This window comes from Candidatus Zixiibacteriota bacterium (assembly GCA_022865345.1).
GTDB lineage: Bacteria > Zixibacteria > MSB-5A5 > MSB-5A5 > RBG-16-43-9 > RBG-16-43-9.
Map to the genome: position 1 here is coordinate 1 of JALHSU010000263.1, position 16,660 is coordinate 16,660.

9 protein-coding genes are annotated in these 16,660 nt (G+C 44.2%); all 9 read left to right on the forward strand.

Features of this window, described 5'->3' with window-relative positions; genetic code table 11:
- Nucleotides 1-642: 642 nt before the first annotated feature.
- The 9 genes from MUP17_12655 to MUP17_12695 all read left to right on the forward strand — a co-directional run bounded on the left by MUP17_12655 (nt 643) and on the right by MUP17_12695 (nt 16,435).
- The gene (locus MUP17_12655; protein ID MCJ7459821.1) at nt 643-3,090 is read left to right on the forward strand and encodes an AAA family ATPase; all 2,448 of its coding nucleotides are present in this window, start codon (nt 643-645) and stop codon (nt 3,088-3,090) included.
- 310 nt (nt 3,091-3,400) lie between these two features.
- Nucleotides 3,401-5,614, forward strand: coding sequence for a protein kinase (locus MUP17_12660; GenBank protein ID MCJ7459822.1), 2,214 nt, complete (start codon nt 3,401-3,403; stop codon nt 5,612-5,614).
- Nucleotides 5,611-8,550: a protein kinase gene (locus MUP17_12665; GenBank protein MCJ7459823.1), complete on the forward strand. Its 2,940-nt coding sequence runs from the start codon at nt 5,611-5,613 to the stop codon at nt 8,548-8,550. Before MUP17_12660 ends, MUP17_12665 begins: the two co-directional genes overlap by 4 nt.
- A gap of 431 nt (nt 8,551-8,981) precedes the next feature.
- On the forward strand, nt 8,982-10,274 hold the full coding sequence (locus MUP17_12670; GenBank protein ID MCJ7459824.1) for a cytochrome c family protein: 1,293 nt from the start codon (nt 8,982-8,984) through the stop codon (nt 10,272-10,274).
- Nucleotides 10,275-10,335: 61 nt separating this feature from the next.
- Nucleotides 10,336-10,833 carry a cytochrome c family protein gene (locus MUP17_12675; GenBank protein MCJ7459825.1) on the forward strand — a complete coding sequence of 166 codons (498 nt, stop codon included), beginning with the start codon at nt 10,336-10,338 and terminating at the stop codon, nt 10,831-10,833.
- A gap of 15 nt (nt 10,834-10,848) precedes the next feature.
- Complete coding sequence (locus MUP17_12680; protein ID MCJ7459826.1) at nt 10,849-13,227, forward strand: molybdopterin-dependent oxidoreductase; 2,379 nt, start codon at nt 10,849-10,851, stop codon at nt 13,225-13,227.
- Between the two features lie 11 nt (nt 13,228-13,238).
- The gene (locus tag MUP17_12685) at nt 13,239-13,925 is read left to right on the forward strand and encodes a 4Fe-4S dicluster domain-containing protein (protein ID MCJ7459827.1); all 687 of its coding nucleotides are present in this window, start codon (nt 13,239-13,241) and stop codon (nt 13,923-13,925) included.
- Between the two features lies 1 nt (nt 13,926).
- Complete coding sequence (nrfD, locus tag MUP17_12690) at nt 13,927-15,273, forward strand: polysulfide reductase NrfD (protein ID MCJ7459828.1); 1,347 nt, start codon at nt 13,927-13,929, stop codon at nt 15,271-15,273.
- 10 nt (nt 15,274-15,283) lie between these two features.
- Entirely contained in the window at nt 15,284-16,435 is a 1,152-nt protein-coding gene (locus MUP17_12695) for a cytochrome c (GenBank protein ID MCJ7459829.1), read from the forward strand.
- Nucleotides 16,436-16,660: the final 225 nt, after the last annotated feature.

The window sequence follows — 16,660 nt, forward strand, 5'->3', positions numbered from 1 at the left end:
ATGGATAAGGGTATGCCTGAAGCTAAACTATGATACTTTAATAGAAACCCCAGCCGGAAAAGCCCTAAGAAAAGAACCCCTGAGAAGAAAAGCAAAGCGAAGAAAAGGAAGGAATTCGGCGGGGCAATTGAATTTATTAGTGTTTCAGTTTTTTTCTGCATAAGATAAAATTTTATAGAACTCTCTAATTCTGAAAGACCAATTATAAAAAAATAACTAATAAAGTCAAGTTTGAAATGAGATCGCTAGAAAACTTCATGCTCATGAAAGATCGCCACCTTGAGGGCAAGGTGGGGCTATGGTTCTTGTGGGTCCTTCGACCTACAGTCAGGTGAAAACACCTGACTGCACCTCAGGGGGAGAGATAGAGAGACGCATGCCATGCGTCTCTACGTTTCTTTTTTTTAGGGACGATCCGCCAAAAGGCGGACTCGCTCTTTTCTCTTACTAAATGAGGGCAGGGGAACCCTCCCCCTACAGACTCTATTCGACAGCAGATTTTTTTCCTTTTTTCTTTTATCCGTCATTCGTCATCCGATATTCGCCATTTGTTATAGATTTTATCCTTGACTTAGATTGTTCCTTGCGGTTATTTTAAAATAGGAGCAAATCATAATCTACTTAAGATATTAAGGAGGAGTTATGTCCAGGAAATCGAAATACGAAGAGCTTACAGCAAAACAACTCAGATGGAAATGCGACCCAGAGAGTCTGAAACTGGATTCCACGGATGATGTGGAGGCTTGTGAAGGGATTATCGGGCAGGATAGAGCTATCCGGGCGTTGAGATTGGGTCTGGATATTAAGAGTATGGGATATAATATCTTCGTCACGGGATTGGTGGGAACCGGGAGAACCACAACCATCAAACACCTTCTGGAAAAGCTGGAGAAAGGGGAGAAGACCCCGGATGATAAGTGTTATGTTAATAATTTCAAGAATTCTGACCTGCCCAAGGTGATAAGCCTCCCGGCTGGCAAAGGGGTGGTTTTCAAAAAAGATATGGACGATCTGGTCTCTATCCTAGCCAGGGATATTACCGGGATCTTTGAAAGCGAGGTTTATCAGCGTCGCAAAAAAGAGGTGATTAGCTCATATCAGGAAAGGCAGAAAAAACTGGTCAGCGAGTTTGAAAAAAAAGTTGCCAAGGAGGGGTTTGCACTTGTTCAGGTGCAATTGGGACCGTTTGTCAAGCCGGACTTAGAGCCGCTGATTGAGAACAAACCCGTCGCGATTGGTAAATTAGAAAGGCTGGTGGAAGAGGGTAAATTCTCCCAGGAGAGCCTGAATTCCATCAATGAGAAGTATGCTGAATTAGGCGAGGAAATGGAAAAGGTATTCAGGGAAACCAGGGCCGTGTCCAAGGAATTAGAACAGGCTTTATACAATTTAGACAAAGAAATAATCTCTCCTTTGGTAAAGGAGCACATTCAGGAGATCAGAACCAAGTATGAGGGTAATAAGAAGATCGAGGAATATTTAAATGAGGTTCAGGATGATATCTTATCTGAGTATGAAAAATTTAGAGAAAAAAAAGAAGAACAACCAGAGGGTTCTCTGCCCGGGCTTCCTTTTCTTGCTTCAGAGGAGCCTTTCAGGGAGTATGAGGTAAATGTAATAGTCGATAACAGCGAGACCAAAGGAATACCGATAATAATAGAAACCAGCCCATCTTACCACAACCTTTTCGGCACGATAGAAAGAAGTGTTGACCGCCTGGGTGCGGGCAGAGCCGATTTCACCAAGATCAGGGCAGGCTCTTTTTTGAAAGCCAACGGCGGTTATCTGGTTTTAAATGCCCTGGATGCTGTGGTCGAACCAGGCGTGTGGCAAGCTCTTAAAAGGACTTTACGCAACGGGATAGTCGAGATACAGACCTATGACCCGTTCTATTTCTTTTCTGCCTCAGCTTTAAAACCCGAATCGATCAAATCCGAGGTAAAAGTGGTCATGATCGGAGATCCGTACATTTACCAGACCCTTTATAGCCTGGATGATGACTTCAGGAAAGTCTTCAAGGTTAAAGCTGACTTCGATCTGGTGATGCCCAAAAGAGATGACACTATCTGGGAATATGCGACGTTTATCCGCAAGGTCTGCCGGGATGAGAAGCTCAACCCGTTTGATAAGAGCGCCATCGCTGCAGTTATTGAATACGGGGTGAGATTAGCCGGTAGACAGAATAAGCTTTCCACCAGATTCAACGTGGTCGCAGACTTAATCCGGGAAGCTAATTATTGGGCTGGAACCTTAAATGCAAAAATGGTCTCAAGCCAGCACGTGGAGAAAGCTATTGAAGAATGGAAAAGAAGGGTCAACTTGCCAGAGGATAAAATCCAGGAGATGATCAATGAAGGGACCATTATGGTGGATACTGAAGGGAAAGTGGTTGGTCAGGTAAATGGCCTGTCCATCTATGATTTAGGAGAGTATATGTTTGGCAAGCCGACCCGGATTACAGCCAGAACCTCGGTTGGTAGAAGCGGGGTAATAAACATAGAAAGGGAGGCAGAGCTTTCAGGTCGCACTCATAACAAAGGGGTTCTAATTTTATCCGGATTTTTACAGGGGAGATATGCTCAGGATAAACCGCTGGTGATGAACGCCAGCATCTGTTTTGAACAGTCTTATTCCGGTGTGGATGGTGATTCAGCCTCCTCCACTGAGGTCTATGGCATCCTTTCCAGTCTGTCAGAGCTTCCTATTAGGCAGGATGTGGCAGTTACCGGCTCGGTCAATCAGAAAGGGGAGATTCAGCCGATCGGAGGGGTAAACCAGAAGATCGAGGGATTTTATGACGTTTGTAAAGCCAAAGGCTTGACTGGAACCCAGGGGGTTATGATTCCTCATCAGAATGTAGACGATCTGATGCTGCGACCGGAGGTGGTCAATGCGGTAAAGGAGGGGAATTTCCACATCTATCCAATAAAAACCATCGATGAAGGGATCGAGATTTTAACAGAGGTTAAAGCTGGTACAAGAAAAGAAGATGGAAATTTTGAAGAGGAGACGGTAAATTACTTAGTGGACAAAAAGCTTAGGGAATTTGCTGAAAAATGGAGAGGATTTTCCGCAGGGTTTGAAAAGTAGGTAGTAGACATTATACAGCAGACAGGGTAGGGGCGAGGTTACCTCCCCCTTTTTTCTCACTTTCTTCGTTGACAATCAGAGAGCTTCTCGATTTATTAAAGACAAAGTCTAGACGTTATCCGTCAAAAAAAGTATGCTGGGCAAAACAATTTCTCATTTCGAACTCACCCTGAATCTCCCGCCGTTGGCGGGACAAGCCTCTCTTGCAAAGAGAGGGACTTGTATTCCCCTTCTCTTTGTAAGTCGAAGATCCCGCCAAAGGTGGGGAGAAGGGGTAGGGGATGAGTTCAGTAACCAGGTGTAACAGGTTATGATCGGCAGAACAATTTCTCATTACAAAATTCTCGAAAAGCTGGGTGAAGGTGGTATGGGTGTGGTCTATAAAGCCCAGGATATTAAACTTGACCGTATTGTGGCTTTGAAGTTTCTGCCTAAACATCTTCTGTGTGACCAGGAAGCCAAGACCAGATTTGAGCATGAAGCCAAAGCCGCCTCCTCCCTGAATCATCCGAACATAACTACAATTCATGAGATTGATGAATTTGAAGGTGAATGTTTTATAGCAATGGAATATGTTGAGGGGAACTCCTTAAAAGAGCTAATCAAGGAAAAGACATTCACCATAGAAGAGGTTTTGAACATAGCCACCCAGGTAGCAGAGGGCTTAAATGCTGCTCATAAGAAAGGTATAGTTCATCGGGACATTAAGTCAGATAATATAATGCTTACTGTTGATGGTCTGGTCAAGATAATGGATTTTGGTTTAGCCAAGCTTAGAGGTGTGTCTAAACTGACCCGGACAGGTTCTACAGTCGGCACGTTAGGATATATGTCTCCAGAGCAGGTTCAGGGTATAGAGGTCGACCAGCGCTCAGATATATTCTCTTTTGGTGTTGTTTTATATGAGATGATAACGGGTCAATTGCCCTTTAAAGGAGAGCATGAAGCGGCAATAATTTATTCTATTTTAAATGAGGCACCAGAACCTTTGGCGAGGTGTAAAGCCAATATTCCGGGAGAATTACAAAGGACAGTTGATAAGGCGTTGTCGAAAAATAGAGAGGAGCGTTACCAGCATATTGATGATTTTCGGGCTGATTTGAAAAAAATCCCCAAAGAAGTAGAATTCCATACCATAAATCCACAACCCTCCATTGCTGTGTTGCCTTTCACTAATCTGAGTGCTGACAAAGAGCAGGAGTATTTCTGCGATGGCATGGCAGAAGAGATTATCAATGCTCTATCGCAGATAGAGGATTTACGTGTGGTGGCTCGAACTTCTGCTTTCTTCTTTAGGGGAAAAGAAATGGATATTCGCGAGATTGGCAGAAAGCTGAACGTGGAAACGGTGATGGAGGGAAGTGTGCGGAAAGCAGGGAATAGATTACGGATAACCGCACAACTTGTTAACGTAGCGGACGGCTATCATCTTTGGTCGGAGCGATATGACCGAGAGATTGATGACGTATTCGCCATTCAAGACGAAATCTCCCTCGCAATTGTAGATAAGCTAAAAGTCAAGCTTTTAAAAGAGGAGAAAGCTAAGCTGGTAAAGCGTTTCACGGACGACCAGGAAGCCTTCAACTTGTATTTAAAGGGCCGTTACTTCTGGAACAGGCGTTACGAAGGAGGATTACAAAAGGGGATTGAGTGTTTTCATCAGGCAATTAACAAAGACCCTCTATATGCGCTCGCCTATGCAGGAATAGCTGACTGCTATGTCTTGCTTGGACATTTTGGTTGGTTGCCTCCGAAAGAGGCCTACCCCCGAGCAAGAGTTGCTGCGGAAAAGGCACTGGAGATTGACGATACGCTGGCCGAGGCTCATACCTCAATGGGTTGGATCCACACGTTCTATGACTGGGACTGGGTTGCTGCCGAAGATGAATTCAATCGAGCCCTTGAACTCAACCCCAACTATGCAACAGGACACGAATGGTACGGCGTGTCTTTAGCGCCAATGAGGAGATTCGATGAAGGAACGGTTTCAGTGAAGCGGGCTCTGGAATTGGACCCACTTTCGCTCATGATAAACTCAGTTTATGGACTCGGATTGTATTGGGAGCGTCGGTATGACGAAGCATTAGATCAATATCGCAAGACGGTCGAAATGGACCCGAACTTCTCATTGGTCTATCTTTTTCTGGGATGGACCTATTCTGCCAAGGGAATGTGGGAAGAAGCCATTGTGGCTTCCAACAAGTTCATGACTCTTTCACAAGGCAATCCATTTGGGGTAGGAACTCTTGGAAGTGTCTATGCTATGTCAGGCCAAAGATATAAAGCGCTGAAAATGCTCGACCGATTGAACGAGCTATCCCAAGAGAGGTATGTCTCACCCTTCTATAGAGCCATAATCTATATGGGACTCGGCGAGAAGGACCAAGCATTCGAATACCTGGAAAAGGCTTATTTAGAACGGGAATCTTGGATGGCTACTCTCGGGACTTTTCCGCTTCTTGACAGTCTTCGCTCGGACCCAAGGTTCACAGCACTCCTTAAGAAAATGGGATTGAAAGAATGATTGGCAAAACAATTTCTCACTACAAAATCTTAGAAAAGCTTGGTGAGGGGGGAATGGGTGTGGTCTATAAAGCCCAGGATATAAAATTGGACCGCCTGGTGGCTTTAAAGTTCTTACCTCCGCACCTGACCTCTGAGCCTGTGGAGAAGGAAAGATTCATCCACGAAGCTAAAGCCGCATCAGCTTTAAGTCATAACAATATCACCACTATTTATGAGATCGATGAGTTTGAAGGGCAGATGTTTATAGTTATGGAATATTGCGAGGGAAATACTTTAAAATATATAATTGACAAGGAAACGCTCACCATAAAAAAGGTTATAGATATCGGGATTCAGATATGTGAAGGTTTAGCCATGGCGCATGAGAAGGGGATTGTTCATAGGGATATCAAATCTGACAATATAATGCTTACTCCCCGAGGGCAAGTAAAGATAATGGACTTTGGTCTGGCGAAGTTAAAGGGAGCTACCAAGCTTACCAAGACACGCTCAACCTTAGGAACACTTGCCTATATGTCACCAGAACAAGCTCAAGGTGAAGAAGTCGACCAGAGGAGCGATATTTTTTCCTTTGGAGTCGTCCTGTATGAGCTTTTGACCAAAAATTTACCTTTTGGAGGAGAGCATCAGGCTGCCATTGTTTACTCGATAATCAACGAAGAACCTCAGCCAGTAGCTCGGTTCAACAATCAGGTCTCAGCTAAATTAGAGGATATAGTGTCCAAAGCATTGGCAAAAGAAAAAAATGAGAGGTACCAGCACATAGATGATCTTCTGGCAGATTTAAGAAGAGAAAGGAAGAGTTTGGATTATCTGAAGACCGGACAGATTCCTAAAGAGGTGATTGCAGCAAAGCCTAAAAGGAAAGTTCTTCCATTTGCAATTCCTGCCTCAGTTGTTGTCATCCTGGTTTTGCTTTTCTTGATTCTCAAACCTTTCAAATTTGAGATTGCTCCGGAAAAAGGGGCAATAGCTAAAGAGAACTCCCTGGCAGTAATGTATTTTGACAACCTAGTCGATCCGGAGGACAAGCAAAAGCTTGGCGAAATCGTTACTAACCTGCTTATCACCGGCTTATCGGAGTCACAATATCTCAAGGTAGTATCCAGCCAGAGATTATATGATATTCTCAAGCTTTTAGGTAGAGAGGGAGAAAAAAGGATAGATAAGAATATGGCAACCCAGGTTGCTGCAAAAGCCGGGGTTAAGTGGATGCTTTTGGGAAGCATACTTCAAGTCAAGCCAAGAATCGAAATAACAACCCAGTTAGTTGATGTCGGAACTGGCGAAATAAAGGCATCGCAACGAATCAGCGGAGAGAAGGAACAAGATGTATTTTCTTTAGTTGATCGGTTAACCGTTGAAATCAAAAAAGGTTTTTCTCTTCCTGTCTCAGCCCAACAGGAGAAGGAACCATCAGTAGCTAAGGTTACCACCCATTCGCAAGAAGCATATCGTTACTTTCTCGAAGGCGTTGATTACGGTTACAAACTTTACTTTGCAGAGGCAGAGAGGAGTCTTAAGAAAGCTCTGGAGCTTGATTCTACCTTTGCTATGGCATATTATTGGCTGGCAGTAACTAATCAATATGCAGGCTATGATAGGGGGGCAAGAGAGTTCATTACCAAAGCTGCGAAATACACAGATAATATAACCCAGAAGGAGAAACTTTATATTAAAGGTTTTGAAGCATATATAAAAGGTGATTATTCTCAAGCGATAAACGGACTAAAAAAGATAGTGGAAAGTTATCCTGATGAAAAAGACGCATTTTATGTATTAGGACAAATTTATTATCGTAATTTACGCGAGTTCAAAGAAGCAGTTTATTATCTCAGCAAAGCCATCCAGATAGACCCTCTCTATAAGCTGGCTTACAACATTCTTGCTTATACCTACAATGATATGGGAGATTTTGAGAAATCCATCTGGGCTATTAACAAGTATATAGAATTAGCCCCGGATGAACCCAATCCTTACGATACGAGAGCTGATTTATATGCATGGAATGGCAAGCTCGACCAGGCAATGGAATCTTACAAAAAGGCTTTAGAAAAAAAATCAGACTTCTATCCGTCCCAGTTCAAACTGGGGCATATGTATCTTTTCAAAAAGGATTATGCCAAAGCGGAAAGCTGTTATAAGGAACTCTCTTCCAGCAGCGAGAAACCTTACAGATCAATGGGAAGGTTATACTTAAAATTGATTCCTTTTTACCAGGGGAAATTCGAAGATGCTCTCAAGGTGTTGGACGATGGCATTGCCGGAGATAGAATGGAACAGTTTGAAGGAGAGATGAATGCCTATAAACATTTCAATAAGGCATTTCTTCTGTATGAAAGGCAGAAAAAGATGGGTTTAGCATTAAAGGAAGTGGAAATAGGCATGGAAATATACAAAAAAGCCCAACCTAATGACCCAGTGTATGAGAGGGATGGTTACGCCTATCTTCTAGCAAAGAGCGGAAGAATCACAGAAGCTGAAAAGCTGATGCGGGCTTTGAAAAAGGACCTTGAAGGAAAGGATTCAACCTGGATGTATTCTTACTGGTGGACTTTGGGCCAAATCGAATTAGTCAAAGGGGATACCAACATGGCATTGAGCTATTTGGAAAGAGTATACAAGGACTCCCCAACCCCATCTTTTGATCTCCGTTGTGATCTGTCGGAAATTTACTTGAGCAAAGGCAGACTGGACGAGGCAGTAGCTCAATTAGAAAAGGCACTTTCCAGATATGATGATGACAGAGTATGGTCTTCCAGGGCAGTGAAAGCTTATTATCTTTTAGGCTTGGCTTATGAGAAATCAGGCTGGACTAAAAAAGCAATTGAGCAATATGAGCAGTTTCTGGATATCTGGAAAAATGCTGACCCTGGGATTCCAGAAGTTGCAGATGCGAAGGAAAGGCTAAGGAAACTGAAAAGTAGACAGTAGAACAGCATACAGCGAACAAAAATAAAAGGTAGGGGCGAGGTTGCCTCGCCCTTTTTTCTCTTTCTTAGTTGACAATCAGAGAACTTCTCGATTTATTAAAGACAAAGTCTAGACGTTATCCGTCAAAAAAAGTATGCTGGGCAAAACAATTTCACAGTCTGAACTCACCCTAAATCCCTCTCTTGCAAAGAGAGGGACTTAAACCCCCCTTCTCTTAGTAAGAGAAGGGCCAGGGGATGAGTTCGGTAACTAAACGCAGTGGGGTTATGGTTGGCAAAACAGTTTCACGTTACGAACTCGCCCTACAGCTGAGAATAGTGGACTAAAATAGTATTTTTTCTTATTGACAAAACGAGAGACGATTTTATATTGAAAAAGTATTTTTTTAATAAGGGGATAAGTGGAGAAAAAAAATCGGGCACGGAGTGAAGTTGATTTCTTCTTGGTTAAACTTTAAAAAAGTCTTGATAAAAAGATTTGCATTCTTTATCTCTTCCGTTTTTCTCTTCATTTTACTTTCCTCTTCATCTTTTGCCAGAGAAAAAGGGATTTCAGAAGCTGTTTTTTCACCCAGCCAGGAATGCGGAAACTGCCATAAAAATATATACCAGACCTGGTCGAATTCGATGCACGCCCAAGCAATATCTGACCCGGTCTTCAAGTTAGACTATCTGCACGCGCTGAATGAGTACGGTGAGAAGATAAGAGAATATTGCCTTTCTTGCCATTCCCCAACTACTCGCTATAGCGGGGACAGCTATTTAAAAAATCGAATTTCGAGGGAAGGGATAAACTGCGATTTCTGTCACTCGATTTATGCAGTAGATCTGGAAAACCCAAAAGACCCTTTCAAAGTCAATCCTGGGAGCACCCAGTATGGTCCTTACCAAAACGCCTCTTCTCCCGCTCATCAAGCAACCTATTCGGAACTGCATACCCGGTCTGAGTTCTGCGCAGGATGTCATCAGTTGAAAAATAGCTCCGGGGTTTTGGTCCTGGGTACCTATTCGGAGTGGAAGGAAGGACCTTATCCTGAACAGAAGGTATATTGTCAGAACTGTCATATGCCTAAAGTCCCGGGCATGCCAATAGTCGACCCAAAAGTGAAAAGATCAGAGCTGAATATGACCGCACACGAGTTCTTAGGGGGTCATTCGGAGATAAACCTCCAGCATGCCGCAACCCTGAGAACCGAGCTTAAACCCGAAAAGGGGAAAGCTTTAGTTACAGTTTATGTGACCAATGCTGAATCCGGCCATAAATTACCCACTGGAACCCCGGTGCGGAAGGTAATCCTTTCGGTGAAACTTTTAGACGATAAAGGTAAGAAAATAGCTGAGAAAGAGAAGGTTTATCAGAAGGTCCTGCTGGATCAAAAAGGGGATGTCCTGACTGAAAGTTATAAGATGATATTAGAAGCTTCTTCTATTCTAAGCGATAACCGGATTGCCCCAAAGGAAACCAGGCAGGAAAAGTTCGAGTTTGATCTTCCTTCAGGGATAAAACCTTTTTCCGTGGAATCTACTTTAAGATACCAGTATCCTACACCCGTTTTGACCACAGGGTTTATGGAGGTGGAGATGGCTAAGCAGGTAGTGGGTTTACCTCAGAGAAGAGTTTTTTTGATCGGGCTATTGAGCTGGCTCAGGGTTTTCGTCATCCTGCTGGTCTTGTTTTTGATTCTATGGATAGGATTTCGTTTTGTCAGGAGATTATTCAGGTAAGCAAGCTAAGACTATTTTTTGCTTTAAAATAAAATTGTGAGCTTACTCACAATAAGACTGTATGAGAAGAATAGCTTTTCTGATCTTGCTATTTATCGCAATCCTGGTTCTGGCATATTTCTGGTTGCAGAGTTCAGGAATCGCACAGCCGGTTCAGTTTAATCATCAGTTACACATCAAAAAAGTTGGGCTTTCCTGCGAGGATTGTCACATCTATTTCAAAACTCAAAGGTTTTCCGGAATCCCCAACCTGGATATCTGCGCCGGCTGTCATTCTGAGCCTCAGGGAAAAAGTAAAGAAGAGGCGAAAGTAGTGAATGCTGTCAAAGAGGGGAAAACCATCGAGTGGCAGAGAATCTACAGAACTAAAAGATCAGTCACCTATTCTCATCGTCTGCATATGGTCGTGGGAAAATTGGAGTGCAAGGTCTGTCACGGGGATATAGCCGACACTATCAAGCCTCCGCGCAGACCCCTGGTTAAAATAAGCATGGATCGTTGCAGGGACTGCCACAGGAAAATGAAGGTTTCTGTTGATTGCATAACCTGTCACAAATAAATTTAGAATAGATTTATGGAACAATCCAGAAGAGATTTTCTGAAGTTTTTATCCAGTGGCTCGGTCATGGCTTTTGGTGGTGGGTTTATCTTTAAAAAAATGCCCTGGATGGATTCTTTTGATGAGATCGTGCCTCAGGGGATAGAAACCTGGGTCCCTTCTGTTTGTCAGCTCTGTCCGGGTGGCTGTGGGATTTTAGCCCGGGTTCTGGATGGAAAAAGGTTAGTCAAGATCGAAGGGAATCCTCTTCATCCCATTAGCCGGGGGACCTTGTGTCCCAAAGGTTACGCTGGTCTTCAGGTTCTCTATTCCCCTTTCAGGATAAAAACCCCTCTGAGAAGAGTCGGAGAAAAAGGCTCAAAAAAATGGGAGAAGATAAACTGGGATGAAGCTCTTAACCTGATCTCTGACAAGCTCAGGACTCTGCGAACCGAGAAAACGACCTATACCACGGCCGTCCTTATGGGTCAGTGTAGAGGAACTACAAGACAACTTTTCAAAAGATTCTTAGATGCCTATGGCTCCCCTAATCTGATAGACAATAACAGTTACCGTGAAGAGACGCCTGTGCCCGGGATCTATCTTATGCAGGGAAGTCCATATCCCTCAGTATATGATTTAGAAAATGCTAATTATATCCTGTCGTTTGGCTCAAACTGGCTTGAGTCGTTCTGGTCACCAGTTCAGGCTTTCAGGTCATTTGGCAAGCTCAATGACGACAAAAGAGCACCCAGAGGAAGGACGGTCCAGATCGAGCCGCGTCTTTCAGTTACAGCAGCGAGATCAAATCAATGGGTCCCAATAAATCCGGGCACCGAAGGGTTCTTAGCCCTGGGGATCGCCTACATGCTGATCAAGGAAAATATCTATAATCAGGACTTTGTTTCCAAACATACTTTCGGATTCGAGAGCTGGAAAGACCCTTCAGGAGTCGTGCATCCCGGTTTCAAAGATTATGTCCTGAATAATTTCAACCTTTCGCAGATCTCTTTGATCACCGGAGTTCCAATAGACACGATTATAAGGTTAGCCCGGGATTTTGCCAAACTACAGCCTGCAGTCGCTCTAGGAGAAGACAATTTCAATCTGAGCCAGCAGAGTACTTTCACGCGAATGGCCATACACTCTCTTAACGGTTTGATGGGCAGCTTTGAAATAAATGGAGGAGTCCTCTTACCCAAGGTGCCTCCATTATCAAATTTTCCATCCATTCCTGTTGATCCCTTATCGACCGAGGGTAGAAATAAGCCCAGGATAGATTCAGCCGGAAATGATAAGTATCCCTTGTCCAAAGACCTGCCGGATAACTTTCCTGATAATATCCTGTCAGATAAACCGTATCCTCTGAATATGCTGTTCATATATAATACGGACCCTGTTTTTTCCAGCCCCGTACGAGGAAGATTCATTCAAGCCTTAAAGAAAATTCCGATGGTAGTCTCTTTCTCTTCGTTTATGGATGAGACCTCAGAATATGCTGACCTTATCCTGCCTGACGATACTTATCTGGAAAGATTAGAGGATGACCCGACATATACCCTGCAGGGCTTTCCTGTTTTGAGCCTAAGGCAGCCGGTGATTGAGCCGCTTTACCAGACAAAATCAACTCCGGAAGTGCTCTTAGAGCTTTCCAAAAAAGTTGACGATAAGATGAGTTCAGCCTTCCCCTGGAAAGATCATCAGGAGGTTTTAAATTTTGCCCTGAAGGGGGTTTTTGATTCCGGAAGAGGAGACCTTTTCGGGGTTCCTTTTGAGGAGATCTGGACCAGGGTCCTGGAGAAAAGAGGCTGGAAAGCACCTTCTTACAAAAATCTCGAAGAGTTCAGTAAAGGAATCAAAGAAAAAGGAGGCTGGTGGGACCCGATTTACAAATCCGGCGAATGGGACAGGGTTTTCAAAACCCCCTCTAAAAAACTTGAGTTCTATTCCCAGATTCTAAAGGACAGATTGAAAGATCAAAATATCAAAGATGACAAATATTTTCTGCCGAACCCTCCACTTCCAGGGAAAGAAGAGGAATATCCTCTTTACTTAAGAGTGTTCGTCTTACACTCGCTTTCCACTGAGAGGGATTTACCCTCGCCCTGGCTTAAGGATACCGCAGGTTTCTATCAAAAGGAAAAATGGCATCCCTGGGTGGAGATAAACCCGGAAAAAGCCAGAGAATTAGGCATTGCGGATAAAGATTTAGCCTGGGTGGAATCTTCTAAAGGAAGAATCAAACTGAAAGCTAGGCTTTTCCCGGGAACGATGCCTGAGGTGGTAGGAATACCGTTTGGTTTTGAGGATGAGAAAGCAGATTACAATCCGGTGAAAATTCTAAAGGAAAAAATCGATCCTTTATCCGGAATAGCTAACTGGGGAGAGACCAGGGTCAAACTTTATAAAGCTTAAGGTGAAATGATATGCACAGATGGGGAATGGTTATAGACTTGGCTAAATGCACTGGCTGCCAGGCTTGTGTGGTTGCCTGCCAGGCTGAGAACAATGTGCCTCCATCCAATCCGGAACAGGCCGAATTAGGTAGGTCGATCCAATGGATGGAGATTCTAACCTTCACCGAGCACGAATATCCGAATGTGAAAATCAGGTTTATGCCGCGTCCCTGTATGCACTGTGACAACCCGCCCTGTACCAAGGTCTGTCCAGTCAAAGCCACTTACTATAGCAAGGAGGAAGGTATTGTCGGGCAGACGGACTTGCGCTGCATAGGATGCAGATACTGCACCACTGCCTGCCCTTATACCCTGAAATCTTTTAACTGGTATAAGCCTCACTGGCCAGCTGAGATGAAAAATTACCTGAATCCGGATGTGGATGTTCGACCCAGAGGAGTAGTGGAGAAATGCACTTTCTGCGGTCACAGGCTGGTCAAGGTAAAGGAAAATGCAAAATTAGAAGGAAGAGAGTTCAACCCGGATGAATATATACCTGCATGCGTGCAGGCTTGCCCCTCTGGCGTGCTCTATTTCGGAGATTTAGCAGATCCGAACAGCAAAGTGTCTGAGCTTTCCAAGAGTATAAGAGCATTCAGGCTGATGGAGGAACTGGGTACCAAGCCCAAGGTGATTTACCTGTCAGAGGAAGTTTAAAATGGAGTCGAGAAAACAAAGTTTAGAGCAGGATCAAATCCTCTTAAATCCCATTCTTAAGACTGGAAAAGGGTTTTATCTTGCCGCCGCGATTTTACTGGCGATCACTGGCGGTGCGGCCTTTGCCTATTTCAAACAATTCGTTTTAGGCTTGGGAGTTACCGGGCTTTCCCGTCCGGTTTACTGGGGAATCTATATCACCAATTTCGTTTTCTTTATCGGGATTAGCCATGCCGGCACTTTAATCTCCGCTATCTTACGACTTGCCAGAGCAGAATGGAGAAGGGCTATAACCCGTTCAGCAGAGGTTATCACAGTGTTAGTCCTCTTCTTTGGAGTAGGTAACATCTTAATCGACTTAGGCAGGATAGACCGGGCTATCTACGTAATCTATCACGGTAACTTTCATTCACCTCTTCTCTGGGACGTTACCAGCATCACCACTTACCTGACTGCCAGCTCGATCTATCTTTTTCTTCCGCTTATCCCGGATATTGCTATCTTAAGGGACAATGTTAAAAAAAGGAGATGGCTCTACCGTTTCCTCTCCTTGGGCTGGCAGGGAACTGAAGCGCAGAAAAGAAGACTGGAGATAGGAATTGCGGTTATGGCTGTTCTGGTTATCCCTATAGCGGTTTCAGTCCATACAGTGGTCTCCTTTGTGTTTGCTATGACCATACAGCCGATGTGGCACACAGCCATTTTTGGTCCCTATTTTGTGGTTGGAGCCATCTTCTCCGGGATTGCAGCGCTGATAATAGCTATGGCGCTGATCAGAAAAGCTTACCATCTTCAGGATTATCTGAAACCGATTCACTTTAATAATCTGGGAATACTCCTTCTGGTTATGACTTTACTCTGGTTTTATTTTACCTTTGCAGAGTACCTGACCACTTTTTACGGTGGAGAGCCGGTCCAGTTGAAGATCTTCTATGCTAAATTGACCGGGCAGTATGCTCCTTATATCTGGTCAATGTTCACGCTCAATTTTGTGATACCTTTTATAATCCTCGCCAGAAAAAAAACCAGAACCATTGCCGGCACTGTTGTAGCTTCAATCTGTGTGACCATCGGGATGTGGCTGGAAAGGTTCACCATCGTGGTCCCGACCCTTATCAATCCCCGGCTTGCCACCGGGACCAGCTTTTATCATCCTACCTGGGTGGAGGCTCTTATCACCCTGGGATGCTTTGCTTTCTTTATTCTGCTTTATGCGCTCTTCACCAAGGTTTTTCCCATAGTCTCAATCTGGGAGATAAGAGAAGGCAGGGAAAAAGCCCTGGCCGAGGTGGAGGAGAGGATAAGGACTTATCTGCCGGGCGAAGTCTCAGGCGAAGGGTCAAGCTAAAGGAGAAAAGATGTTTAGAAGAACGATTATCCGTGCCTTCCTGGCTGTGTCATTTTCAGCCATATTGTCTCTTCAGGCAAACTCTCAGACCCTGCCGGAAAATCCCTCAGACGGCTTCAGGGATTTCATAGATAAAGAATGCGTTAAGTGTCACGCGATCTGGGGTGAGGGTGAGGCGATAGGACCAGATTTAGGGAAGGTAAGCTTAGAAGGAAGTTTCCTGGATCTTTCCGGGGCTATTTGGAACCATTTCCCTTATATGCATCAGAGAATGGGGAGTTTGAGGCTCGAATGGCCCAAGTTCTCCCCGGAGGAGCTTTCCAGGTTAGTAGCTTTTCTTTACTCCCTGGAGTTTTTCGATATACCCGGGAATCCGGAAACAGGCAGGGTTCTGTTTAAGGAAAAAGGATGCCAGGATTGCCATTCCTTCGAAGGCAAAGGCGGCAAAAAGGGTCCAAATCTGGAAAAATTCAAACAAGACCTTTCGCCTATATTTATGGTTCAGGCGATGTGGAACCACGTGCCGGAGATGTCCTCTCTGTTACAGACAACCAAAATCAGTTGGCCTTCTTTTAAAGACAATCAGATGATGGATCTCCTGGCATTTGTCCGTCAAAAAGCTAAAGGCACAGAAAGGGAGGTTCCTTTTCACCTGCTCGGCTCACCAAAACAGGGAGAAATGCTATTTCAACAAAAAGGATGTTCCCGCTGCCATGGTTCAGGCCCTAAGATCATAGCCTTAGATCTCAAGAGAAACTCCGTGAAATATCACACCAGCATGACCCAGATAGGGGCAATTCTTTGGAACTCTGCTCCGCTCATGTGGAAAAAAGGGGAGGTTCCCAAATTTTCCGGGCAGGGGATGGCGGATATAATCTCTTATCTTTACTTTCTTAATTACTCTGACAAGGCTGGAGATTCAGAAAAAGGGGAAAAGGACTTTGCGGAAAAAAGGTGTGCTGATTGTCATACCTCAAAAGGACCGGCCATAGATTTTTCACAACTGGAGGGAAAATACTATGCCACGGAGATGGCTACTGAGATGCTCAACCATGCACCGGTAATGCAGAAGACCGTAGAGGAAAAGAAAATACCCTGGCCCAGGTTCAATCCTGGTGAGCTAAGAGACCTGTTTCAATACATAGGGCTGAAAAAACAGTAGACAGGATGTAGGGGTGAGGTTTTCTCGCCCCTGTTGTCCGTTGGTCTCCTGACCAACGGACCAATCTGTAGGTCAACCTTCAGTCCTCGATTTTTTTGGATATGTGACGCAGGTTTAAAACTGCTGGGACCTTAATTCTTCACCAGAAGTGTCCGCTTTACCTCACTTTCTCTATTGACAAGAAAGCAATTTCTAAATTTATTATGGTTGCTAAGATTCGGTTAG

Coding starts and splice junctions, on each gene's coding strand:
- MUP17_12660 (MCJ7459822.1), top strand. CDS start 3,401: ATGATCGGCAGAACAATTTCTCATTACAAAATTCTCGAAAAGCTGGGT.
- MUP17_12685 (MCJ7459827.1), top strand. CDS start 13,239: ATGCACAGATGGGGAATGGTTATAGACTTGGCTAAATGCACTGGCTGC.
- MUP17_12655 (MCJ7459821.1), top strand. CDS start 643: ATGTCCAGGAAATCGAAATACGAAGAGCTTACAGCAAAACAACTCAGA.
- nrfD (MCJ7459828.1), top strand. CDS start 13,927: ATGGAGTCGAGAAAACAAAGTTTAGAGCAGGATCAAATCCTCTTAAAT.
- MUP17_12675 (MCJ7459825.1), top strand. CDS start 10,336: ATGAGAAGAATAGCTTTTCTGATCTTGCTATTTATCGCAATCCTGGTT.
- MUP17_12680 (MCJ7459826.1), top strand. CDS start 10,849: ATGGAACAATCCAGAAGAGATTTTCTGAAGTTTTTATCCAGTGGCTCG.
- MUP17_12695 (MCJ7459829.1), top strand. CDS start 15,284: ATGTTTAGAAGAACGATTATCCGTGCCTTCCTGGCTGTGTCATTTTCA.
- MUP17_12665 (MCJ7459823.1), top strand. CDS start 5,611: ATGATTGGCAAAACAATTTCTCACTACAAAATCTTAGAAAAGCTTGGT.